The sequence below is a fragment of the Kineosporia sp. NBRC 101677 genome (assembly GCF_030269265.1).
GTDB classification, from domain to species: Bacteria; Actinomycetota; Actinomycetes; order Actinomycetales; family Kineosporiaceae; genus Kineosporia; species Kineosporia rhizophila.
Genome location: NZ_BSTA01000007.1, coordinates 383,357 through 405,941, shown reverse-complemented (window position 1 = coordinate 405,941; position 22,585 = coordinate 383,357). Strand labels below are relative to the sequence as shown.

At 71.1% G+C, this 22,585-nt stretch carries 19 protein-coding genes; 8 read left to right on the top strand and 11 right to left on the bottom strand.

Annotated elements, in window-relative coordinates; genetic code table 11:
* The first annotated feature begins 20 nt into the window (after window positions 1–20).
* Entirely contained in the window at window positions 21–566 is a 546-nt protein-coding gene (locus QSK18_RS22580; protein WP_285622891.1) for a Rieske (2Fe-2S) protein, read from the top strand.
* A 57-nt stretch (window positions 567–623) separates the two neighbouring features.
* Here the strand turns inward: QSK18_RS22580 and QSK18_RS22575 are convergent, their stop codons facing one another.
* The 3 genes from QSK18_RS22575 to QSK18_RS22565 form a co-directional block, all read right to left on the bottom strand.
* The gene (locus QSK18_RS22575; RefSeq protein ID WP_285622888.1) at window positions 624–2,918 is read right to left on the bottom strand and encodes a flagellar hook assembly protein FlgD; all 2,295 of its coding nucleotides are present in this window, start codon (window positions 2,916–2,918) and stop codon (window positions 624–626) included.
* Window positions 2,919–3,162: 244 nt separating this feature from the next.
* Window positions 3,163–3,333 (bottom strand): hypothetical protein, encoded by a 171-nt coding sequence (locus tag QSK18_RS22570; protein ID WP_232811895.1) that lies wholly within the window; start codon window positions 3,331–3,333, stop codon window positions 3,163–3,165.
* 298 nt (window positions 3,334–3,631) lie between these two features.
* Window positions 3,632–4,615, bottom strand: a complete 984-nt coding sequence (locus QSK18_RS22565; RefSeq protein WP_232811896.1) for a ribose-phosphate diphosphokinase — start codon at window positions 4,613–4,615, stop codon at window positions 3,632–3,634.
* Between the two features lie 179 nt (window positions 4,616–4,794).
* Between QSK18_RS22565 and QSK18_RS22560 the strand changes: the two genes are divergently transcribed.
* A complete protein-coding gene (locus QSK18_RS22560) occupies window positions 4,795–5,241 on the top strand; it encodes an SRPBCC family protein (RefSeq protein ID WP_232811897.1) in 447 nt (148 codons plus the stop codon).
* Window positions 5,242–5,318: 77 nt separating this feature from the next.
* Here QSK18_RS22560 and QSK18_RS22555 read toward each other — a convergent pair whose 3' ends face one another.
* The 3 genes from QSK18_RS22555 to QSK18_RS22545 are packed head-to-tail and all read right to left on the bottom strand — an operon-like array spanning window position 5,319 to window position 9,596.
* Window positions 5,319–6,068, bottom strand: a complete 750-nt coding sequence (locus QSK18_RS22555) for a M50 family metallopeptidase (protein WP_232811898.1) — start codon at window positions 6,066–6,068, stop codon at window positions 5,319–5,321.
* Window positions 6,069–6,085: 17 nt separating this feature from the next.
* Window positions 6,086–7,555 carry a glycosyltransferase family 87 protein gene (locus QSK18_RS22550; protein WP_285622879.1) on the bottom strand — a complete coding sequence of 490 codons (1,470 nt, stop codon included), beginning with the start codon at window positions 7,553–7,555 and terminating at the stop codon, window positions 6,086–6,088.
* A 37-nt stretch (window positions 7,556–7,592) separates the two neighbouring features.
* Entirely contained in the window at window positions 7,593–9,596 is a 2,004-nt protein-coding gene (locus tag QSK18_RS22545; RefSeq protein ID WP_285622876.1) for a penicillin-binding transpeptidase domain-containing protein, read from the bottom strand.
* Between the two features lie 47 nt (window positions 9,597–9,643).
* Between QSK18_RS22545 and QSK18_RS22540 the strand changes: the two genes are divergently transcribed.
* The 4 genes from QSK18_RS22540 to QSK18_RS22525 all read left to right on the top strand — a co-directional run bounded on the left by QSK18_RS22540 (window position 9,644) and on the right by QSK18_RS22525 (window position 14,060).
* Entirely contained in the window at window positions 9,644–11,413 is a 1,770-nt protein-coding gene (locus QSK18_RS22540; RefSeq protein ID WP_352396605.1) for an alkaline phosphatase D family protein, read from the top strand.
* A gap of 253 nt (window positions 11,414–11,666) precedes the next feature.
* Window positions 11,667–12,548, top strand: a complete 882-nt coding sequence (locus QSK18_RS22535; RefSeq protein WP_232811902.1) for a PadR family transcriptional regulator — start codon at window positions 11,667–11,669, stop codon at window positions 12,546–12,548.
* A 274-nt stretch (window positions 12,549–12,822) separates the two neighbouring features.
* Window positions 12,823–13,752, top strand: a complete 930-nt coding sequence (locus tag QSK18_RS22530) for a PAC2 family protein (protein WP_232811903.1) — start codon at window positions 12,823–12,825, stop codon at window positions 13,750–13,752.
* A 107-nt stretch (window positions 13,753–13,859) separates the two neighbouring features.
* On the top strand, window positions 13,860–14,060 hold the full coding sequence (locus QSK18_RS22525) for a DUF397 domain-containing protein (RefSeq protein WP_285622868.1): 201 nt from the start codon (window positions 13,860–13,862) through the stop codon (window positions 14,058–14,060).
* A gap of 76 nt (window positions 14,061–14,136) precedes the next feature.
* Here the strand turns inward: QSK18_RS22525 and QSK18_RS22520 are convergent, their stop codons facing one another.
* On the bottom strand, window positions 14,137–14,952 hold the full coding sequence (locus QSK18_RS22520; RefSeq protein WP_232811905.1) for a phosphatase PAP2 family protein: 816 nt from the start codon (window positions 14,950–14,952) through the stop codon (window positions 14,137–14,139).
* 11 nt (window positions 14,953–14,963) lie between these two features.
* The gene (locus QSK18_RS22515) at window positions 14,964–16,547 is read right to left on the bottom strand and encodes an ATP-dependent DNA ligase (protein ID WP_285622863.1); all 1,584 of its coding nucleotides are present in this window, start codon (window positions 16,545–16,547) and stop codon (window positions 14,964–14,966) included.
* Between the two features lie 96 nt (window positions 16,548–16,643).
* Here QSK18_RS22515 and QSK18_RS22510 point away from each other — a divergent pair, with 96 nt between their 5' ends.
* Window positions 16,644–17,030: a hypothetical protein gene (locus QSK18_RS22510; RefSeq protein WP_285622860.1), complete on the top strand. Its 387-nt coding sequence runs from the start codon at window positions 16,644–16,646 to the stop codon at window positions 17,028–17,030.
* On the opposite strand, the gene QSK18_RS22505 is transcribed toward QSK18_RS22510, so the two are convergent.
* The 3 genes from QSK18_RS22505 to QSK18_RS22495 all read right to left on the bottom strand — a co-directional run bounded on the left by QSK18_RS22505 (window position 17,017) and on the right by QSK18_RS22495 (window position 20,505).
* Window positions 17,017–18,672, bottom strand: a complete 1,656-nt coding sequence (locus QSK18_RS22505; protein ID WP_285622857.1) for an ABC-F family ATP-binding cassette domain-containing protein — start codon at window positions 18,670–18,672, stop codon at window positions 17,017–17,019. The genes QSK18_RS22510 and QSK18_RS22505 overlap by 14 nt on opposite strands.
* A 75-nt stretch (window positions 18,673–18,747) precedes the next feature.
* Window positions 18,748–19,164 carry a YccF domain-containing protein gene (locus QSK18_RS22500; RefSeq protein ID WP_285622854.1) on the bottom strand — a complete coding sequence of 139 codons (417 nt, stop codon included), beginning with the start codon at window positions 19,162–19,164 and terminating at the stop codon, window positions 18,748–18,750.
* A 117-nt stretch (window positions 19,165–19,281) separates the two neighbouring features.
* Window positions 19,282–20,505, bottom strand: a complete 1,224-nt coding sequence (locus tag QSK18_RS22495) for a pyrophosphate--fructose-6-phosphate 1-phosphotransferase (protein ID WP_285622851.1) — start codon at window positions 20,503–20,505, stop codon at window positions 19,282–19,284.
* Between the two features lie 329 nt (window positions 20,506–20,834).
* Here QSK18_RS22495 and QSK18_RS22490 point away from each other — a divergent pair, with 329 nt between their 5' ends.
* Window positions 20,835–22,505: a GGDEF domain-containing protein gene (locus QSK18_RS22490; RefSeq protein WP_285622848.1), complete on the top strand. Its 1,671-nt coding sequence runs from the start codon at window positions 20,835–20,837 to the stop codon at window positions 22,503–22,505.
* The last annotated feature ends 80 nt before the right edge of the window (window positions 22,506–22,585 follow it).

Genomic DNA, 22,585 nt, shown 5'->3' with positions numbered 1-22,585 from the left:
ACCTCACAGGAGGATCACCCATGACTGCAACCCTCCGCAGCACCGGAGAGAAGCAGACGGCTCCCGACGCGGCCGCGAACCTCGAAGAGGCACGGCCGGCCGGCTTCAGCCGGCGCCGGGCCATGACGGTCTGCTCCCTGACCCTGCTCGGTGCAGCCGGGCTGGCCGCCTGCGGCGGTGGCGACGAGGAGGAGACCACGTCGTCCTCCGGCTCGACGCCCTCGGCCTCCGAGAGCACCGAGAGCTCGGCCGACGCGGGCTCGGGCTCGGGCGGCCAGACCATCGCCGCCGTCTCCGACATCCCCGAGGGCGAGGCCGCGAGCTTCGAGCTCGACGGTGACCCGATCATCGTGTCGATGCCCGCGGCCGAGCAGCCGGTGGCCTTCTCCGCCGTCTGCCCGCACCAGGGTGCGACCGTGGCGGTGGAGGGGGACCAGATCGTCTGCCCGCTGCACAATTCGATCTTCGAGAAGGACACGGGCGCTTTCGTCTCGGGGCCGGCGGCCGGGAAGGGACTGACCCCGATCGAGGTGTCGGTCGAAGGCGGGAACATCGTCACGTCCTGACCCATTCCCTGCCCATCGTCGCAGGATCCAGGCGCCGGGCCCGGGGAGTCAAACGACTTACCGGGCCCGGCGCCGGTCCGGACGGTCCGGGCCGACGGCACTGACCTCCACGGTGCCCCGGACCCGGGTGGGGGAGGCGGCCGAGATCAGGGTGCCGGAGCCGTCCAGGGCCTGGGCGGTCAGCTCCCAGGTGTACTGGCCCACGGCCAGCCGCGTGCCCGCGCCGGAGCGGCCGTCCCAGACCAGGCCCCGCAGGCTGCCGTCGCTCAGCGTGGTGGAGCCGTCGGGTGCGGTGACCGGCAGGGTGCGCACCACCCGTCCGGCCGGGCCGAGGATCCGCAGCACCGCGTCCCGCACCGGCCGGGTCACGTCGAACTGCGGCTTCCAGGTGTCGTACTTCCCGTCGCCGTCGGGAGTGAAGCCGAGCGGGGCGGCCGCCGCGATCAGCCTCGGCCGCAGGTTCACCGCGAAGGGCAGCTTCTCCAGCACCACCCGGCGCAGCTGCTCCCCGAGCCGCACCTCGCGCGCCACCAGATCGCCGTCCAGGGCGAAGCCGGTGGTGGCGCCGGGCAGGACGACGGGGGTGGAGGCCGGGTCGGAGAGGTCGACCAGGCTCAGGGCCTCACCGTCGCGCCAGGCCAGCACCCCCTCGCGCAGGGTGAGACCGGTGATCGGCTGCGGGTCCGAGCCGATGATCGAGCCGAGGCCGGTGGCGACGTCGCGGATCTCGCCGGTGCGCAGGTCCTGCACGGTGACCCGGTCCCGGGAGCAGCTGGTCCAGGCGGCCTGACCGGCCCAGGTGGCCACCAGCGGGGCCTGCTCGCAGCTGCTGGGGTCGAGCCGGACCGGCAGCGGGCGCTCGACGTCGACCGACCAGACGCCCGCCAGACCGGCGCCGCTCTTCGGTACGGAGTACACGACGTCGGCGCCGTACAGGTCGTCGTGGCCGTGCTGGGCCGAGGCGGCGGGAGCGGTCCAGAGCAGCTCTCCGTCCGGGCGGAAGACCTGCCCGGCGACCAGGGTGTACGCGCCCGAGACGGTGGGGGAGTCGTCGGTGACCCGCACCCGTCCATTGTTGGGAAGTTCCACGAAGCGCTGGGCGACGAGCGCGCTCGTTCTTCCTTGGTCGATCAGCTGCCACTGGGTGGCCGTTCCCGGGTTCTGCAGGACGCCGCGGCCGGCCGAGAAGGCGATCGGGACGACGGAGCGGTTCCCGGCCGACGAGCCGGCCAGCTGCGTCAGCTCGGTCTTGTCGCCGAGAACGATCCGGCCTGCGTCGGTGTGCAGCACGTTGCCGAACACGGCGGCGGCCTTGCGCCGGCCTGCGGATCGGTCGGTGTAGTGCAGCGAACCGGCCGACAGGGCCCAGGACGTGACCGGGTACCGGGCCGGCGGGATCTCCGCGATCCTCGTCACCGAGCGGCCCTGGACCAGGTGGACGGCCGGATGCCGGCCGCTGGAAGCGGTGTAGAAGCGGTCCCCGACCAGGTCCAGGCCGGAGTCCGAGGTCACACCCTTGGGCAGGGCGACCCGGGTGATCTTCGCTGAGCCCTTCGTGCGGTGCTCCAGCACCCAGCGCTGCCGGTGGCGGATGATGCGGCCCGACCGGTCACCGAACTTCAGCCACTTCCCCTTGGCGGTCGGGGCGATCTTCCCGTCCGGATCCACCTGCGTGTAGGGCGTGGTGGCTTCCCCGCCTCGGGGTTTCTCCCGTACAGCGAGGGAGCCGGACCGGGGTTCTTCACCGGTGGCCAGGTCCAGCCGACTTTCCTGGGGGTAGGCGTTGCCGCGCTTCCCTCCACCGAGTTCGTACCAGGTAAGCAGGGTGCCGGCGACGCTCAGCCGGACCAGAGAGCCGTCTCTGGTGCTTACCCCGGCGCCCGGGCGAGCGGTCAGCTGCATCGTGCCGTCGGGGCCGGTGAGCGCACCCGTGTAGACCGTGGCGGCGGCACCTGAGCCGACGGCGGGCCCCTGCCACACGGCCAGGCCATGTTCCGATGCGCCGATCAATCTGGCCGGGGTAGGTGCGGGGTGACCGGCCATGGTCAGCGAGTCCAGGGGCTGCACGGTGCGGGCGGCCAGGGCCTGGGCTCGGGTTCGTACCGGTTCGTCGGCGCTACCGGGAGCATTCACGGCACCCGTCAGGACGAGAGAGAGCGCGTAGGCGGCCGGAAGCAGGCGTAGGTGCCGGGCTGGGCGGGGACCTGGGGCGCTGGGCCTTACCGGCTCGGCTGGGGGTGGGGGTTCGCTGGGCGGGGCTTCGTGAATGACCTCCAGGTGGTCCGCCGGATCGAGGCGGACTTCGAGATCGGGGGCGCTCACCTGGGCGTCTCCCACCTTTGAACCGGACACCTGCGAATGGTGCTCCGGGAGCAGGGCCGATGCACGCATCCGGTGAGCGGCCGGGGACTGGGCGGGTTCGGCTGGGGGAAATCAGGCGCAGAAGGGGTCTTCGCCGTCCGCTCTTGCCCCGGACCCTCCGGATCTGTTGCTCCGCGGGGGATTTGCTCGGTAGGGGGAGAGGTTGCGGGTGGTGGGCCCGGCCGTCCCCCCGGTCGGTCGGGCCCACCGTCTGTGGGTCGTCACCCGCAAGTGTTCAACTGATCCAGGCTGCGAGGGCCTGGAACGGATCGTCGGCCACGGTGTGGGCCTGCATCAGACGGGGCCCGACGGCGGTGGCGGGCAGAAGCGCTGCGGCGATGAGCAGTTGCAGCGCGCGACGGCGGCGTGACAGGTCAGGCCTGCGGGACAGGGACGGTGTGGGCATGCGGAAGTTCCCGGATCAATGACGGATCGGCCGCGACGCCGGCGAAGGACGGCGAAAAGCGCAGCGAGGACTGTGCGAAGCATGCCGTCCCCGGGTCCGGCCCGCATGTCACCTCATGAGGGGACGGCGGAGCTCGGCTGAATTGCCTTGCAGTCAAAGAGATTAAGGACGTTTGTGGGCCTGATGGGTTGCCTGGCGGCACCTTTCGGGCGTGACGGCAAAACGGAACGCCGCTGTCGCCCGGGGGAAGAGCCCCCGGTGACAGCGGCGTTCGGCAGTGGTGCCCGGCGGCCGAGGACTACCCCTCGTCCGCGCTGAACAGCGAGGTGACCGAGCCGTCCTCGAAGACCTCGTGGATCGCCTGGGCGATCAGCGGGGCGATCGAGAGCACGGTCATGTTCGGCAGCAGCCGCTCGGCCGGGATCGGCAGCGTGTTGGTGAGGATGATCTCGGTGGCACCGCAGTCGCGCAGCCGCTCGGTGGCCGGGTCGGACAGGATGCCGTGGGTGGCCGCGATCACCACGTCCTTGGCGCCCTGCTCGAACAGCTTGGTGGCGGCCTTGGTGATCGTGCCCCCGGTGTCGATCATGTCGTCGACCAGCAGGCAGGTGCGGCCCTCGACGTCACCGACCACCCGGTTGGTGACCACGGTGTTCGGCATCCGCGGGTCACGGGTCTTGTGGATGAAGGCCACCGGTGTGCCGCCGAGACGGTCGGCCCAGCGCTCGGACAGCCGCACCCGGCCCGAGTCGGGCGAGACCACGGTGATCTCCTCGCCCTTGTACTTGTCCGCGATGTAGTCGCCCAGCAGGCGCATCGCGAACAGGTGGTCGACCGGGCCGTCGAAGAAGCCCTGGGTCTGGTCGGTGTGCAGGTCGACCGTCATCAGCCGGTCGGCGCCGGCCGTGTGCAGCAGGTCGGAGATCAGCCGGGCGGAGATCGGCTCCCGGCCCCGGTGCTTCTTGTCCTGCCGGGCGTAGGGGTAGAACGGCAGGACCACGGTGATCCGGTCGGCCGACGCGCGCTTGAGCGCGTCGATCATGATCAGCGTCTCCATGACCCAGGTGTTGATGCCGTGGCCGCAGGACTGGACGACGAAGGCGTCGGCGCCGCGCACCGACTCCTCGAACCGGACGAAGATCTCGCCGTTGGCGAACTCGTAGGCCGACTGTGGCGTGAGGCTGACGTCGAGATACTTGACGATCTCCTCTGCCAGATCGGGGTATGCCCGGCCGGAGAAGACCTGCAGCGTCTTCCGGCTTTGGATAGAAACAGTGTTCACCAGCGGTACCTCTCACGGGGGTCGTGCCGCCATGTTCCCAGACTTTTCATGCGACAGGCTTTTGGGGGATTGAAGCACCCTCCCCATCGGCCGACTGTGAATCGACGATGACCGAAACTGGCCCCTCCGGCTCGGGGAGGGGGTGCTGAGTCGGTACTGGCTGATTCAAAGGGGGCTGGATGTCCACATACGTGCAACTGGGTCGCGTGGAGGCTGGGCTGCCTCCGGCGCTGGTCGACGACGAGGACGTGACCTCGGACCGGATGGTCTACGTGCGCCGGATCGTGCCGGGCAGTGCCGGGCACGTCTGGCAGGTGCTGCTCAGCCCGCAGGGCACTGCGGTCTGGCTGGGGCACGGAGCGGTGATCGCCGGGCCCGGGCAGACCTACATGAGCGACGAAGGTGACGCCGGAGTCGTGCGTAGTTTCCACCCCCTGGAGCAGTTGCGGCTGTCCTGGCACTCCAGCGCCGAGGACGAGACCAGTCTGGTCGAGCTCGACCTGACCCCGGTCGCCGGGGGCACCCGGCTGCGACTGTGGCACGAGGGCCTGCCCTCGGCACTGCGTTCGGCGATGCAGGAGCGGTGGGAACAGCGGCTGGACGACTTCGCGCGCAGCTGTCTGTAGCGCCCTGCGGGCCTCGGCGGACGGCCCTCGGCCGGGAGAAAGATCACCCGGCCGGGGGAACGTCACGGACCCGCGGCTCAGGGGTTCCAGCTCAGCATCAGCCACCCGCCGGCCGCGATCGAGACCAGCGACACGGCGAAGAAGACCACCACCCAGACCAGCCCGGGCACGTGGCTCAGCCAGGCCAGCTGGTCGGCGTCCGAGGTCACCGGCGGACCGCCCCGGGTGCCGCTGCCCTGGGCCCGGCGGGAGCGCTGCAGTTCGATCACCGCGCGCAGGCCCCCGATCAGCAGCAGCCAGGTCACCGCGCAGGCGAAGCCCAGGGCGGTGCGCTCGTCGCCCCAGACGATCACCGCCACCGCGGCCGCCCCGGTGGCCACCACGGTGAGCAGGCCGAAGGCGTTGCGGATCTGGGTGAGCAGGACGGCCAGCAGGCCGACGACGATCCACAGCAGCCACTGGACCCGGTCCAGCCCGACCAGCGCGGCCAGACCGACCCCGATCAGCGAGGGCGCCGGGTAGCCGGCCAGTGCGGTGAAGATCATGCCGGGCCCGCGCGGCTTGCCCCGGGAGAGCGTGACCCCGGAGGTGTCCGAGTGCAGCTTGATCCCGGCCAGTTCGCGGCCCATCAGCAGCGCGGCGACGGCGTGCCCGCCCTCGTGGGCGATCGTGACCACGTTACGCAGCACCCGCCAGGTGGTGCGCTCGCCGGTGAGGACCACGGCGGCGACCATCAGGACGATCACCAGGACGCGTTCGTCGCTGAGGGACTCCCAGGAGAGGTTGTCCCAGTCGAAGGTGGTGCTGGTGGCGCTGGCCGCTGACATTTCGCCAAGGGTAGGGGTCAGCGCTGAGCGTCTTCCACGGGGTCGGCCGGGAGTTCGGTGTGAACCGGCCGGCTGCCGTGCCCGTGCCCGTGCCCGTGCCGATGCCGGCGGCCCAGGCGGGGCAGCGGGTGCGCCTCCGGCCGGCCGGCGATCGGCCCGGCGGCCGGATCGTCCAGCCCGAGCCTGCGCACCGGGTCGGCCTCGGGCCGGTAGATGGTGTGCAGGATCATCCCGCAGAGGATCACCACCAGCAGGTCCCGCAGCAGCACCACGGCGAGGAACTGCTCGGGGGAGTTGCCCCGGTCCGGATCCTGCAGGCCCAGGAAGTAGCCCAGACGCGGGTACCAGAGGTAGGCGTCCACCCCCATCCAGACCAGCAGCGGGAACACCCGGGGCAGGGCCAGCACCGCCAGGGGCACCAGCCACAGCGAGTACTGCGGGCTCCAGACCTTGTTGGTGAGCAGGAACGCGGCGATCACCAGGAACACCAGCGACGCGAGCCGGGGCCGGCGGGGGGCGGTCAGGCCGACCACCCCGATCAGCAGGCACAGCACCAGGAAGGCGGCCAGGGTGAAGGCGTTCAGCTTCTCCGGTGAGTGGCCCGAGTAGAGCGGGTAGTCGAAGCCCCGCCAGCCGGTGAAGGTGGTCAGCGCGTTGTAGATCGAGTCGTGGTCGGCCGGGCGCACCGAGTTCAGCCGGAAGAACTCGTACCAGCCCCGGGGGTAGAGCAGTGCGAACGGCGCGTTGCAGGCGACCCAGGCCGCGGCGGAGGTCAGCGTGGCCTTCCACCAGGGGCGCATCGTCCCGGCGCGCCAGCACAGGATCAGCAGGGGGCCGAGGATGAAGAGGGGATACAGCTTTGCTGCCGCCCCGATCCCGAGCAGGACCCCGGCCAGGACCGGTTTGTTCCGGGCCCAGGCGAGCATGCCCGCGGCGGCCAGCGCCACCGCCAGGGTGTCGAAGTTGGTGAAGGCATGCACGAACACCAGGGGCGAGAGCGCCATCAGGGCCACGTGCCACTTCCTCGCGGCCAGCGGGATCGTGCAGGCCACGGCGGCCAGCCAGGCCACCGCGAGCACCACCGCCATGATCACGAAGTAGGGCGCGACCTCGGGGCCGGGATAGCCGTCCACGGCCACCCAGACCTTGGTCACCTTCATCACGCCGTACTGGAGCAGACCGGTCACCACCGGGTACTCCATCGCCCGGACGCTGCCGTCGGCGTCGGTCCAGGTGGTCTTGTAGGGCAGCGTGCCGTCCTGCAGTCGGTCCACCCCGTACAGCGGGATGGCGTCGGAGTAGCAGTGCAGCGAGTACTGCCGGGCGTCGCGCCAGTCCAGCGCGATCTGGCCGTCCGCCGTGCGGTAGGTGTCGATGCAGGGCGCCTTGGCCACCCACCCCACCGCCAGGCCGACTCCGGCCAGCAGCATCAGGACCAGCCACACCCGCAGGCCACGGTCGGAGAATCTGCTGGTCAGTCCGGTCATCGGCCCGGACTTTACCGACCCATCCGATGTGTCACGCTTACGACGCGAGATCGGCCAGGAACTTCTTCACCAGCGGCACCGCGGTCTCCGCGCCGAAGCCCCCGTCCTCGACCACCACGGCGAACGCGATGTCGCCCTGGAAACCGGTGAACCAGGCGTGGGTTCGCGGCGGGACGTCGCTGCCGTACTCCGCGGTGCCGGTCTTTCCGGAGACCGGGCCGCCCGGAACGCCCTTCAGTGCGGTGGCCGTGCCGTTCGTCACTACGCCGCGCATCAGCGAGCGCAGGGTCTTGGCCGCGGCCGCGTCCAGCTTCACCGGTTCGACCTCCGCGGACGTTTCCGCGGAAGCGGTGGGTTCCGCACTCGCCTGGCCACCCTCGTCCTCGGAGGTGGGCTCTTCGCCGGTGCTGCTGGGCCGGCCGTTGAGCACCAGCCGGGGAGCGTGCCAGGTGCCCTCGGCGACCGCGGCCGAGGCGCTGGCCACGGTGAGCGGGCTGGCCAGCACCTTGCTCTGGCCGATCATCGAGGCGGCGTGCTCGACCGCGTCGCCCTCGGTGGGCACCTGGCCCAGGTAGGCGGTGACCCCGGTGGCGTTGGGCTGGCCGTAACCCAGCGACCTGGCGGCCTCGGCGAGTTCGTCCTGGCTGATCAGCCGGGCGCTGCCGACGAAGGCGGTGTTGCAGCTGTGGGCGAAGTCGTCGGCGAACTTCACCCGGCCCAGCACCTCGTCCTCGGCGTTCTTGAAGGTCTTGCCGCCCACGGCCAGGGTGGCCGGGCAGGCCACGGTCTTGTTCGCGGTCATCCCGCCGAACTCGAGCAGGCCGAAGGTGGAGGCGACCTTGAAGGTGGAACCGGGCGGGTACTGGCCGAGCAGGGCCCGGTTGTAGCTGTTGCCGTTCGGGCCGCCGTTGGCGACGGCCAGGATGTTGCCCGTCGCCGTGTCGATCGCCACCAGCCCGGCCAGCTTCTTCGCCGAACCGAGCGCCTTGTCGGCGGCGTTCTGCACCTCCTGGTCGATGGTGACCTCGAGGTTCTCGCCGTCAGTGGGGTCGGCGCGGTAGAGCTCGGTCGGCTCGGTCTCCTTCTGGTCCGGGACGGCGGCCGTCACCGCGACCCCGGGCGTGCCCGAGAGCTGCTCGTCGTAGGTGCGCTGCAGACCCGACAGCCCGGTCTCGTCGCCGGCCTGCACCCGCCCGCCCGACTCCTTCACGATGTCCGCGGTGGCCGTGCCGACCGTGCCGAACAGCGGCCGGGCGAAGTCGGAGGTGGGCGGCAGCGAGAGGTTCTTGGTCTGGAACACCGTGCCCGGGATCGGCTGCAGCTGGTCCTTGACCTTGTCGTAGGCGGCCCGGCGCAGGGTGATCACCTCGACGAACACGTCGTCGCCGGCCGCCTTGGCCCGCTTCAGCAGGGCGGCGCCGTCCACGTCGACGATGCCGGCCACCTGGTTCACGGTCTGCTCCAGGTTGTCGGCCCGTGACTTCTGCAGGCCGACCATGACCACCTCGCGATCCTCGACCAGCACCTTCTCGCCGGCGCCGATGATCTGGCCGCGGCGGCCGGTCAGCGTGCTCGCCTCCAGCGTGGCGGTGGCCAGCGCGCCGGTCAGCTGGGGGTGCACCAGGGCCGGGCTGTACTCCGGCAGCCAGGCGTCGTCCTGCTTCACCAGGGTCAGCGTGGTGTCGTACTGCCACTGCTGGTCGCCGGTCAGCGGCCAGCTGACCTTCAGCGGCACGCTCGCCGTCTCGCCGCTCTCGGACTCGGTCGGCTCGCCCGCGGTGACCTCGGCCGGCTTGTCGGTCTTCTCACTCGTGAGGCCCGCGGTGATTTTCTGCACGGCGCCCGCCGGGTCCTTGGTCTCGCTCGGGGCGAAGGCCAGGGTGGCCAGATTGCCGCCGGTCCAGGCCCGGGCGAAGGCGGTGGCCGCGGTGGTCTGAGCACCGCTCTGGTCGCTGCCTCTCAGCAGGTACAGGGCTGCACCCCCGGCCCCGGCGAGGACCAGTACGGCGACCAGGACGGAGATCAGGACGCGACGGCTCACGGTCCCCGACGGTAGCGGTCGAGCCGGGCCTGCGGTACGAAAGGTGCGTGCCCTCCTTGATCCTTGGACCAGTCCTCCGGCATGTCGGTGCCGAACACGCAACGGTCTGGGTCGAGGTGGACACCCGCTGTGAGGTGTCCGTGCTCGGCGCGACCGCGACGACCTTCGAGGTCAGCGGCCATCACTACGCCCTGGTGCAGGTGGGGGACCTGCCCGCGGCCGAGACGGTCGAGTATGACGTGCGTCTCAACGGGGTCCAGGTCTGGCCCCCCGCAGAGCCCGGCCGGCCCGGCGTGTCGGGCGGGAGCCCGGTGCTGCCGCCCTCCCGGATCCGCACCCTCGACCCGGAACGCCCGCAGCGCATCGCGTTCGGTTCCTGCCGGGTGGCCACCCAGCGCACCGTGAAGGGCAAGCGCAAGTACGGGGTGGACGCCCTGGAGGCGTACGCCGTCCGGATCGCCAACCACCCCGACGACGGCTGGCCCGACCTGATGCTGATGCTCGGCGACCAGGTGTACGCCGACGAGACCACCGAGCTCACCCAGCAGCGGATCGCCGCCCGGCGCGACATCACCAAGCCCCCGAAGCGCGAGATCGCCGACTTCGAGGAGTACACCTGGCTCTACCACGAGTCGTGGAGCGACCCGCAGATCCGCTGGCTGATGTCCACGGTCCCGATCGCGATGATCTTCGACGACCACGACGTGCACGACGACTGGAACACCTCCCGGTCCTGGCGCCAGGACGTGAAGAAGACCTCGTGGTGGGCCGAGCGCATCGTCGGCGGGCTGGTCTCGTACTGGGTCTACCAGCACATCGGCAATCTCTCGCCGCAGGAGCTCGCGGCCGACGAGGTGTACCAGCGGGTGCTGCAGTGCGCCAAGAACGGTGAGGACGCGGCCCCGATGCTGCGCGAGTTCGCCGAGATGGCCGACGCCGAGGCGGACGGGGGCAAGGGCTACCGCTGGTCGTTCTGGCGGGACCTGGGGCGCACCCGGCTGGTGGTGATCGACTCGCGCTGCGGCCGGATGCTCGACGGTGAGTACCGCTCAATGCTGTCCGACGCCGAGTTCGCCTGGGTGGAGGAGAAGGCCCGGGGAGACTTCGACCACCTGCTGATCGGTACCTCCCTGCCCTGGCTGATGGCCCCGGCGCTGCACCAGATCGAGGCCTGGAACGAGCATCTGGCCGAGGGCGGGGGGCGCCGCGGCTGGGTGGGGGAGCAGCTGCGGCGGGCCTCCGACCTGGAGCACTGGCCGGCCTTCCGGGAATCGTTCGACCGGTTGTCGCGGCTGATCGCCGACGTGGCCTCGGGTGAGCACGGCAGCCCGAAGCCGGCCTCGGTCTGTGTGCTCTCCGGCGACGTGCACCACAGCTACATCTGCGAGGCCGACGTCACCCCGTTGATGCGCGAGGTGCCCGCCGACGCCTCGAAGGTGTACCAGCTGACCTGTTCGCCGGTGCACAACACGATCCCCGCCGTGATGCGCCTGGCCTTCAGCATCTCCTGGACCGCGCCGGTCACCCGGATCGCCCGGCTGGTGTTCACCCGGCCGCGCACCATCCCCGAGACGCTCATGCGCTGGAAGTCGCTCGGGGGGCCGCTTTTCGGCAATGCCATCTCCACGTTGGTGCTGGAGGGCCGGGCCGCCCGGGTGGTGCTGGAGTCGACCCGGCACGCCAAGCCCCAGCAGCCGCGCCGGCAGTCGGACGGCGATCCGATGGGCAGCGAGTGGGAGCTGACCCCGGAGGACTGGGACGAGTCGCGCTACCCGCTCGAGGTCGAGATCGCGCGCGACCTGTCCGCGCACTCGTGAAGCGCGGTGCTGCCTTCTTCTAAGTAGCTCTTCGGACCGAACCACCGATCGAGGACGCGGGTGGGCACCCAGGTGCCCACCCGCGTCCTTCGTTTGCTCTTCTCCCTTCGGGAACAATCTCGACAGCGATACGTTAACGATATATCGTCGAAGCATCGATAGAAGGAGGACGGCGATGACGAGGCACACACCTCAGGAGATGACAGCGAGCGGCGCGGCAAGAGGCCGGGCCCGGGCATGGAAGGAAGAGCGAATGAGGCAGGCAGAAGAGATGAACCGCGAGACACCCGAGTGGGGATCCCCCGGGGAAGGAGGCCCGTTCGGCGGGCGCCGGTTCCGTCGTGGACGAGGTTTCGGCTTCCCCGAAGCAGTTGGCCCGAGGGGGGCTCGCGGTCAGGGGATCGACCCCAACGACTTCCCCGAGGGTGAAGACGACCGCGAGGGAGGCCGGGGGCACGGCCCGTTCCACGGTGGGCGGCGTGGTCCCGGTCGGTTCGGCCCGGGTGGGTTCGGGCCGGGCGGTTTCGGCCCGGGCGGTTTCGGTCCCGGTGGTTTCGGGCCGGGCGGCTTCGGCCGAGGAGGCTGGGGCGGCGGTGACGGGCCCGGTCGTGGTCCGGGTCGTGGTCGCGGCGGGCGTCGTCCGCGGGGCAACGTACGGGCCGCGATCCTGGCCCTGCTGGCCGAGGAACCCCGTCAGGGCTACCACGGCTACGCGATCATGACCGAGCTGACCAAGCGCAGCGGTGGTCTGTGGCGCCCCAGCCCGGGATCGGTCTACCCCGTGCTGCAGCAGTTGCAGGACGAAGGTCTGATCACCGCGGAAGAGGCGGAGGGCGGCCGCAAGGTCTTCGCGATCACCGGCGCCGGCGCCGAGACGGTGCAGCAGAACCCGGGCGAGTTCAGTGAGCCGTGGGCGATGGCCGGCCCGGGGCAGCGGCAGCGGGTGCAGACCCTGTTCGAGGGGATGGGCGCGCTCGGTCAGGCCACCCAGCAGGTGGCCCGGCTGGGGTCGGACGAGCAGGTCGAGCGGGCCCGGCTGGCCCTCGACGAGGCCCGGCGGCGGATCTACCGGATCCTCGCCGAGGACGAGTCCGCCGACCCGGACGCGCCGGTGCCGACCGGTGACCAAGAGTGACCGTGGCGGGCGCCCGGAGCGCTGATCCGGGCGCCCTCCCGTCGGGACCGCAGGCCAGACGGCTGTTCCGGTGTGCGGTCCCGGCGGGTGTGATCCACGCTGTTCGCTCAGGGTGGACACCGGATCCGGGATTCTGCGACGAACCGGTAGCGTTGTAGGTGCCGGGTGCCCGTTCCACGGCGCCGACCCGAAGGGTCGGCCGGAGCGCGGACGGGGCCGACGAACCACAACGCGCGAGGGTCGCAGCCGCGCCCGGCGATGGAGGAGGACGCACGTGCTGGATCCGCGGGATCTGTACACGCTCGCCGAGGAACAGCCGGCCGAGGGAGAGCTCGACCGCCCGGTGCTGGTCCACGCCCTGGGCGGATTCATCGACGCGGGCAATGCCGGCCGGCTGGCCGGTGAGCACCTGCTGAGCTCTTTGGAGCACCGGGTGCTGGCCACGTTCGACGTCGACCAGTTGTACGACTACCGGGCCCGCCGTCCTCCGATGACGTTCATGGAGAACCACTGGGAGAGCTACGAGGCTCCCCGGCTGATCCTGGAAGAGGTCAGGGACGTGGAGGGCCGGGGCTTCCTGATGCTCACCGGCCCCGAGCCGGACATCCAGTGGGAGCGGTTCGTCGTCGCGGTCACCCAGCTCGTCGATCACTACGACGTGCGGCTGACCGTGGGCGTGCACGCCATCCCGATGGCCGTGCCGCACACCCGCCCTGCGGGGATGACCGCCCACGCCACCCGGCGCAACCTGATCGACATCAAGAACTCCTGGTCGGGCAACGTGCAGGTGCCGGGCAACGTGGCCGGACTGCTGGAGCTGCGGCTCGGGCAGGCGGGCAAGGACGCGGCCGGCTTCGCGGTGCACGTGCCGCACTACCTCACCCAGGCCGAGTTCCCCGACGCGGCGGTCGCCCTGGTCGACGCGGTGGCCGATGTCGCCGACCTCACCCTGCCCACCGGCTCGCTGATCGAGGCGGGCATCGAGACCCGGGCGGCGATCGAGGAGCAGGTGGCCGGCCAGCCCGAGGTCGCAGCGGTGGTCAGCGCGCTCGAGCAGCAGTACGACGCCTACGCCGCGGGCGAGGGCAACGCGCTCCCGCTGGCCGACGGCCCGGGCGAGCTGCCCACGGCCGACGAGCTCGGGGCCGAGCTGGAACGGTTCCTGGCCGAGGAGAACGACCGCAAGGGCCGCGGCGACAGCTGAGACGCCTGAGCTCGGCTGACGCTGTGCTCAGGCGAGGTGACCATCCGTCGCGATCTGGGTACCCTGCCTGTGTTTGATCGGTGATCCGTACTTTTCGGGGGTTCGTGATGAGCATCGACAGCACGTGGATCAGGGCGAGCGGCGCCGAGGGCAGCGACGAGTTCGTCGAGATGCGCCGCACCGGCGACATGATCGAGGTCCGCTACTCCAAGGACGGCGAGACCGGTGACGTCCTGTCGTTCACGCCGGGGGAGTGGGACGCCTGGCTCGACGGTGCCAAGAAGGGCGAGTTCGACCACCTGGTCTGAGGCTCGACCGACCAGAACCGCCGGAGGACGCCGGTGGGCCTGCTGGTCAGCAGGCCCACCGGTTTCTCGTGCGGGCTCAGGCGCGGGTGGGCGCCTGTTTACGCGGCCAGATCTTCAGCGTCCGGCTGTGGCTGAACGCCACCAGGGTGATCATCAGCACCGAGAGGCCGAACAGGAATCCGCCGATCACGTCGGTGAGGTAGTGCACGCCGAGGCCGAGCCGGTCCAGGGCGACGATCACCGGGAAGGCCAGGGCGCCGGACCACAGCGCCACCCGGGCCCGGGTGCTGCGTAGGTAGAACCCGTCGGACGGGAGCCGGACGTGGTGGCGCAGGCTCGGCTCGAGCAGCACCACCACGATGCCCGCGAACATCACCGCGTTGGTGGTGTGGCCGGAGGGGAAGCTGGCCCCGGCGGCCAGGTAGATCGGATCCGGCAGGTCGGGACGGGCCCGGTCGACCAGCAGCTTGACCACCGCGTTGAGCGTGCCGCCGATGGCGAGCGTGACCACCATCCAGGCCACCGCCCGGCGGGCTCCGTGCCGCCAGAGGACGAAGGCCGGGATCAGGAAGATCGCCCGGATCACGAACGGCTCGGTGGCGTGGCCCAGCACCGTCAGGATCGAGTCCAGCCAGGGCCGGTCGACGACGTAACCGTGGGCCCCGGTGGCCACGTCGTGGTCGATCTCGGGGACGTGCGGCAGGCCGGTGGAGACCAGGACCATGAGCAGGACGAACCCGCCGAGCAGCGTGGTGCCGAGGAACAGCAGCAGCCCGGCCAGGACGAGCTTGCTCTCGTTCTCCAGCGGCCAGTCCTCTTCCGGGGCCGGGGGATCCGCCTCGTCCCACGTGACCGCCTCGGATGCCGCTTCGTCCTGCCTCTTGCCCGCCAAGCTCTTTCCTCTCATTCGGCCGTCTCCGGCCCGGTGTCCTCTTCTTCGACGACGTGATGGCTGCGGACCGTGGTGATCGTGTCCGCCTCGGCCGCGGCCTTGTCCGGCCGGTGGGCCAGCACCCGCGCGAACCGCAGCGCCAGGCCGGCCGGGTAGCGGGGGGAGCGCTGCACCCCGTCGAAGGCGATCTCGACCACGAGTTCGGGGCGCACCTGCACCACCCACCGCGACTCCTTCTCGGTGAGCTCGCGCAGCTTCTCGGTCTGCCAGGCCAGCATCTGGTCGGTCAGGCCCTTGAAGGTCTTGCCCAGCATCACGAAGCCGCCCGGCGGGCCGTACTCACCCTCGGGATCGCGGGCGCCCAGGTGCAGGTTGGACAGCTTGCCGGTGCGCCGGCCGTGCCCCCACTCGGCGGCCAGCACCACCAGGTCCAGCGTGATCCGCGGCTTGACCTTGACCCAGCCCGCCCCGCGCCGGCCCATCGTGTAGGCGGAGGCCAGCGACTTCACCACGACGCCCTCGTGGCCACGGGCCAGGGTGTCGGCCGCGAACGCCTCGGCCCGGGCCACTTCGCCTTCATCCGCCGGATCCTCCACCACGTGCCGGGGGACCACGAGTTCAGGCGCAGCCGCCTCCAGCCGGGTGCGGCGGGCCGAGCCGGGCTGGTCGATCAGGTCGTCGCCGTCGACGTGCAGCGCGTCGAACAGGGTGAGGCCGAGCGGGGTTGCGGCGCGGGCACTCTCGACGTCGCGCCGGGCCACCCGCGCCGAGGTGACCTGGAAGGGGGCAGGACGGCCGGAGGCGGTGGTGGCGATCACCTCACCGTCGAGGATGGCCTCACCGACCCCGAGAGCCCGCACGGCCTGGACCACTTCGGGTACCCGGGCGGTGATGTCGTCGAGCGTGCGAGTGAACACGGCCACCTCTTCGGCCCGCCGGTGGATCTGCACCCGCACGCCGTCGAGCTTCCACTCCACCCCGGCCGGGCCGGTCTTGCTCAGGGCCGCGCCGAGTTCGGGGGCGGGCGCGGCGAGCATGGGGGCCAGGGCGCGGCCGACCGAGAGCTGGAAGGCGTTCAGCGAGTCGGCCCCGCCCTCCAGCGCCGCCGCGGCCACGTCGGGCAGGTCGCCGTGCACGGCCAGTGCCCGGCGCACCGCGGCCAGGGGGACCTCGGCGGCCTTGGCCACCGCATCGACGATCAGCCCGGCCGCCGCCCCCTGCCGCAGTTCACCCGAGATCAGGCCGGAGAGCAGGCGCTGCTCGGGCGCGGTGGCGGCCGCCATGAGCGAGTGCACGATCTGCTGCCGCTCGCCGCTGGAGCCGGGCCCGGTGAGCAACGAGGCCCGGGTCAGTGCATCGTCGACCTCGCGCACGCTGAGCGTGGGCTGCGGGGCCGGCGGGGGTGCGGAGCGCAGCGAGGCCCAGCCCAGGCCGGTGCGCCGCTGGAACGTGCGCCCGGACAGCCAGGCCGCCACCACCGGGGCATCGCTGCCCGAGGCCTGGCGCAGGCAGGCCGCCAGCAGCGCGATCTTCTCGCGCCGGGCGGAGGCGGCGGAGACGGCCTCGGAGGCCGCCGCGATCTCGGAGAGAAGCACGGGACCTACTCTGCCCGCCACCACCGACAAGAACACTTCGAGTGAACTCGCGCCGACCGGCGACACTTCGCGGTGACGCCCGCCATCATGGGCCGAATGAGGCGTTTCGTCCGCTGGGGCAGTTGCTTCGCCGTCCTGCTGGTGGCCGGTGGCGTCTGGCTGGTCCTGGACCACCGGTCCGACGAGGCCGCCGGCCGGGCCGCGGTCGAGCAGTACCGGCAGCGCACCGGCGTCACCGATGTCTCGGTCGCCTGGACCGAGCGCTTCGGTGACTGCGCCGTGGTCGCCCTGCACGACTCACGTCAGCAGGGCGTCGGCTCCATCGTGGTGCAACGCGCCGGGCAGACCTGGAGCACCGCGCGTTCCACCGAGGAGGAGGGGGTGTTCTTCGACTCCGACGACGTCGGCAGCCACCGTGACTGCCTGGACGTCGCCGAGTCCTCCGGGCCTCTGGTCAACGGCGCTCCGGTCAGCTCTGGGTGACCGTGCCCACCCCGTCGCTCGCCGAGACCGCGAAGCGCCGGGTCACCCGGACCGCCTCCAGCAGCCGCCGGTCGTGCGAGACCAGCAGCAGGGTGCCGCCGAACGACTCCAGCGCCTGCTCCAGCTGTTCGATCGCGGGCAGGTCGAGATGGTTCGTGGGCTCGTCCAGCACCAGCAGGTTCACCCCGCGCGCCTGCAGCAGCGCGAGCCCGGCGCGGGTGCGCTCGCCGGGGGAGAGGGTGCCGGCCGGGCGCAGCACATGGCGCGCCCCGAGGCCGAACTTGGCCAGCAGAGTGCGTACTTCAGCGTCCGGCCAGTCCGGCACGTGGGCGCTGAGCGCCTGCGCCACCGTGTCGTCCCCGGTGAACGCCGAGCGGGCCTGGTCGATCTCCCCGACCACGACCCCCGACCCGAGTGACGCCCTCCCCGATGCCGGCGCCAAACGTCCCAGAAGCAGTGACAGCAGGGTGCTCTTGCCGGAGCCGTTGGGGCCGGTGATCGCGATCCGGTCGGCCCAGTCGACCTGCAGCGTGACCGGGCCCAGCCGGAACGGCCCGCGCTGGGCGACCGCCTGGTCGAGCGTCGCCACCACCGAACCGGAACGGGCGGCCACCGCGATCTCGAACTGCAGCTGCCACTCCTTGCGCGGTTCCTCGACCACGTCCAGCCGCTCGATCATCCGCTGCGTCTGACGCGCCTTGGCGGCCTGCTTCTCGGCCGACTCGGCCCGGAAGTTGGGCACGAACTTGTCGTTGTCGGTGGCCTTGCGCCGGGCGTTGCGCACTCCCTTGTCCATCCAGTTGCGCTGGGTGCGGGCGCGTTCCTCCAGACCGGCGCGGGTGTCGGCGTAGTCCTCGTAGGCCTCGCGGGCGTGCCGCCGGGCCACCTCGCGCTCTTCCAGGTAGGCCTCGTAACCACCGCCGAACACGCTGACCTGCTGCTGGGCCAGGTCCAGCTCGACCACCCGGGTGACCGTGCGGGCCAGGAACTCACGGTCGTGACTGACCACCACCACCCCCGAGCGCAGCTCGGCCACGAAGCGCTCCAGCCGGGCCAGGCCGTCCAGGTCCAGGTCGTTGGTGGGCTCGTCGAGCAGGATCACGTCGTAGCGGCTGAGCAGCAGCGAGGCCAGGCCGGCCCGGGCCGCCTGCCCGCCGGAGAGCGAGGTCATCGCCGAGTCCAGGCCGCCGGTCAGCCCCGAGCGCAGGCCGATCTCCTCGGTGACCTGCTCGGCCCGCTCGTCGAAGTCGGCGGCGCCCAGGGCCAGCCAGCGCTCCAGCGCCACCGAGTAGGCCTCACCGTCGCCGCCGTCGGCCAGAGCCTCGGCGGTGGCGTCCATCTCGGCCTGGGCCGCGGTGATCCCGCAGCGCCGGGACAGGAACTCCAGCACCGTCTCACCCGCGCGCCGCTCGTGCTCCTGGGGCAGGTAGCCGACCGTGGCCTGTTCCGGGCTCAGCGAGACCCGGCCGCTCTCGGCCTCGTCCAGCCCGGCGAGGATCTTCAGCAGGGTGGACTTCCCGGCGCCGTTGGCCCCGACCAGACCGACCACGTCACCGGGGGCGACGACCAGGTCGAGGCCGCTGAACAGCTGGCGGTCACCGTGCCCGGCGGCGAGTTCGCGGGCGAGCAGGGTTGCAGACATGACTCAGAGACTCTTTCATCCCGGGCGGCAGCTCAAGCGGATATCCGGCTCAAGCTACCGGCCCGGGACGGGTGGTCAGGACGCGTAGGCCACCGGCAGAGCACGCGGGTTGTCGGACGAGACGACCTCTTTGCCCAGCGGGGCCAGGGCCACCAGGGCGAGTTTGATGTTGGCCCAGCCGAACGGGATGCCGACGATGGTCACGCACAGCGCGAGGCCGGTCATCACGTGGCCGATCGCGATCCAGACGCCGGCCAGCACGAACCAGAGCACGTTGCCGATCATCGACGGGGTGCCCGCGTCGTGCTGCGGCACCAGCGTGCGCCCGAACGGCCAGAGCACGAAACCGGCCAGCCGGAACGAGGCGATGCCGAACGGGATGGTGACGATCAGGATGAACATGACCAGCCCGGCCAGGGCGTAGGCCAGCGCCAGCCAGAAGCCGGCGAAGACGAACCAGAACACGTTGAGGACGAACCGGATCGCGTCCATGGGGGTTACCTCTGCCTCCTTCGTGGTTCCCCTTCCGGAGAACCTCCACAGGCACCCAAACGCGACGGAGCCCGCAGAGGTTGCATCCGGCGTCCCCAGTTCTGGTTCTGGGGAGTTCTAGTGAGAGGTGGCGACCGGAGTGCCCTTCTCCTGCCCGATCGCCGAGAGCAGCTCGTCGAACCAGGGCTGCGAGGTGTCGAACGGCTTGCCGCCGCGGATCCGCGGGAACTCGATCGCCCGGAGCCGGTTGTCCTGCTCCTCGTCGTGCCCGATCACCCCGCTGACCCCCTCCAGCGCGCTCTGCACGGCCAGGTCCACGCAGCCCTTGATCAGGTGCAGGTCCTGCGCGTTGGCCGCCGCCGAGCGGGCGAAGTAGCCGCTCTTCTGCACCAGGACCTTCTCGGCGCCGACCTTCTCGGCGAACTGCTTCGCGAACCACTGACCGGGGTTGATCGTGTCGAGCTTCACGTGCCCGAACGCGTCCCGGTCGGGCTCCTCGCCCCGGGCGATCAGCTCGGCCACGATCGAGTCCACCCCCGCCCCCTCGGACAGGAAGATGTTCACCGCGCCGACCTCGTCCATCTGCCGGCGCAGCCGGGTGGCCTCGGCCTCCAGGTCGATGTCCAGCTCGGGCACGAACACCGCGTGCACGTCCCAGGAACGGATGTCGTTGCCGAAACCGGCGTACTGCTGCTCGGTGACCCACTCGCGGTACTTCGCCGCGGTCGCCGCCGTCAGCCAGCCGCAGTTGCGCCCCATCACCTCGTGCACGATCAGCATGCGCAGGTTCGAGGAGTGCTCGGCGACGATGTTGCGGGCGTAGACCGCGCCCTGTTCGGCCGCCGTGTAGGCGCCCAGGCTCTGGCGGATCGGCACCACGTCGTTGTCGATCGTCTTGGGCAGGCCCACCACGGTCAGCTCGTAGCCGTTGCCGTGCAGGTAGGCGGCCAGGTCGGCGGCGGTGGTGTTGGTGTCGTCGCCGCCGATCGTGTGCAGGACGTCCACCCCGTCCTTGGTGAGCTGTTCCGCGGCGACCTTGAGCGGGTCCTGGCCCTCCTGGACCAGCCCGCGCCGCACGCAGTCGGCCACGTTGGTCAGCTTCACCCGGCTGTTGCCGAGCGGGCTGCCGCCGAACCGGTGCAGCAGGTGCGCCTTTTCCCGGAGTTCCGGGGTGACCTGGATGTAGTCGCCGCCGAGCAGGCCGGCGTAACCGCTCCGGTAGCCGATGATCTCCACCTCGGGGGCGATCTCGGTGTAACGCTCGATCAGGCCGCCGACGGCGGAGGACAGGCAGGGGGCCAGACCCCCCGCGGTGAGCAGTGCGACGCGACGTACGGACATGGCTCGGGCTCCCGTGCAAACCGGACGGCTATTGGCTCGGCAACCTTAACGGGGGTACCTCACCCGGCCGGGGAGCAGGTGTTCGCGTCGGGCACAGCGGGCAGCGGAACAGTAGCGAATCGTGACATTAGTCTCAGGTGATCTCTTCGGCAGGGCGAAACACCGGAGAATAATTTGTCGTTCATCGGCGGGTGATCCCTTGTTCTGGCGCTTGGTGCCGAAACGGTGGGGGCGAGCGCACGACGCACAGCGGGGAGCGGAATACTACGGAACGCCCGAACCGCACCACCGTCCGTGGCAAGAACGTCGACCGTCAGCCCGACCAGGAGGTGGGCCCCATCAGTTCTTACGACGCTCACCAGACCAGCCCTTCCCCGCTCCGTTCCCGCACCCTCGACGCGGCCCTCGTGCCGCTGTCCGGGTCGTCGCCCGGCACGCACCGGCCCTGGAGTTCCCAGGCGGTTCTCGAGGCGCGCGCCGACTGGGTGGTGCGAGCCCAGGACGGGTTCGCCGAAGACGTCCTGGCTGAAGTGGAACAGGCGCTGCGCTCCCCGATCGAACCCCGGGCCCACGCCGCAGCCCTTTTCGTGCAGGCGCTCAGCCTGATGATGCTCAACGAGACCCCGATCGCCGTCATGGTCGCCCGTGAACTGGTCGCGTTCTGCCGGGACACCGGCAATCCCGCCGGCGCGGTGCAGGCGCGCTCCCTGCTGGTCGAACTGCTGCGCAGGGAAGGGCAGCGTGAGCAGGCGGTGGAACAGCTGGCCCACGCCACCGCCGGCGCCGACGGCCTGACCGATCTGCTGGACCAGGACGTGCAAACGGCGCTCGGTGCGCTCGTACTGGCGCATCGGATGATCGGGGTGACCGAGGGCGAGCCGGACGTTCAGCGCCGCCTGGACTCCGTGGAGAAGCACCTACCCAGGCACCAGCAGGTCGCCCGCCTGAGCAATCTGGCCTTCGGATTCGCCGAGCGGGGGGTACGGGCCGCTCACCGACCCCCGTTCGCGGCTGGGCGGGAGTTGCTGGAAGAAGCAGTCGCCGCGATCACCCGGGCGGCGCAGATCGACGGCGGGCGTACTTTCCGCGTGGTGGAGCTGGAGAGGCAGGTGCTCAGCGCGCTGCCCGACGCGATGCTCGGTGATCCGGCCCAGGCGCTGGCTCGACTGACCGGGCCCGCCGGGGTCTCGCTGGAGGAGGGGCCGAAGGCGGCGTCGGCCCAGGTGTTCTGGGCGATCGGCGTGATCCGGTCGCTGGTCCGGCTCGACCGGGCCGAGGAGGCGGTGGCGCTCGGCCGTCGGGTCCTGGCCATGTCGCACGACCACGTGGTGGAGATGGAACGCCAGGTCCTGGCCTACGAGGTGATGCTCGCCGAGCAGGCACCGGTCTTCGCTCCCGGCAGTGGCACGGTCGAGTACCTGAGGCTGGCCGCGCGGCGGGAGGACGAGACGTCGGGGTTGCTGAATGCGTTGTTCCGGGCGCGGGTGGACCTGTTGCGCGGGGCGGACGAGCGACGGGTGCTGGCTCGTGCGGCGCGCCTGGATCCGCTGACCAACCTGGTGAACCGGCGCGGGGGAGCAGATGCCATCTCCGAGGCGGCGTCGCTGCCCGCAGGGGAGCCGGTGGCGTTGCTGCTGATCGACCTCGACGGGTTCAAGGAGGTCAACGACACGAAGGGCCACCTCGCGGGGGACGTGGTGCTGCAGGAGGTCTCGGCCGCTCTGCGCACCGCGGCGCGGCTGGAGGACGTGGTGGCGCGCTGGGGCGGCGACGAGTTCGTGGTGGTCGCGGCGCTGGAGGAGAGAAAGGCGCGGGCCCTGGCGGTGCGGCTGCTGGAAACCGTCCGCACCTGCCCGCAGTCGGCGAGCGCCGAGGTCAGCGCCAGCATCGGGATCGCGGTGCGAACGGCGCCGATCGACGAGCAGGAGTGGCTGAGCCGGGCCGACGAGGCCATGTACGCGGCCAAGCGAGCCGGGGGAGACTCGGCCGAGGTCGGGTAGATCCGTCCGAGGACGGGGGTGGCCGGCTCGCGCTCTACGGTCGCCTTTGTTCGTCTGCTTACGGACGTTCGGCGCGACGG

Coding starts and splice junctions, on each gene's coding strand:
- QSK18_RS22580 (WP_285622891.1), top strand. CDS start 21: ATGACTGCAACCCTCCGCAGCACCGGAGAGAAGCAGACGGCTCCCGAC.
- QSK18_RS22570 (WP_232811895.1), bottom strand. CDS start 3,333: ATGCCCACACCGTCCCTGTCCCGCAGGCCTGACCTGTCACGCCGCCGT.
- QSK18_RS22560 (WP_232811897.1), top strand. CDS start 4,795: ATGTCCACATACGTGCAACTGGGTCGCGTGGAGGCTGGGCTGCCTCCG.
- QSK18_RS22555 (WP_232811898.1), bottom strand. CDS start 6,068: ATGTCAGCGGCCAGCGCCACCAGCACCACCTTCGACTGGGACAACCTC.
- QSK18_RS22550 (WP_285622879.1), bottom strand. CDS start 7,555: ATGACCGGACTGACCAGCAGATTCTCCGACCGTGGCCTGCGGGTGTGG.
- QSK18_RS22535 (WP_232811902.1), top strand. CDS start 11,667: ATGAGGCAGGCAGAAGAGATGAACCGCGAGACACCCGAGTGGGGATCC.
- QSK18_RS22525 (WP_285622868.1), top strand. CDS start 13,860: ATGAGCATCGACAGCACGTGGATCAGGGCGAGCGGCGCCGAGGGCAGC.
- QSK18_RS22510 (WP_285622860.1), top strand. CDS start 16,644: ATGAGGCGTTTCGTCCGCTGGGGCAGTTGCTTCGCCGTCCTGCTGGTG.
- QSK18_RS22505 (WP_285622857.1), bottom strand. CDS start 18,672: ATGTCTGCAACCCTGCTCGCCCGCGAACTCGCCGCCGGGCACGGTGAC.
- QSK18_RS22500 (WP_285622854.1), bottom strand. CDS start 19,164: ATGGACGCGATCCGGTTCGTCCTCAACGTGTTCTGGTTCGTCTTCGCC.
- QSK18_RS22495 (WP_285622851.1), bottom strand. CDS start 20,505: ATGTCCGTACGTCGCGTCGCACTGCTCACCGCGGGGGGTCTGGCCCCC.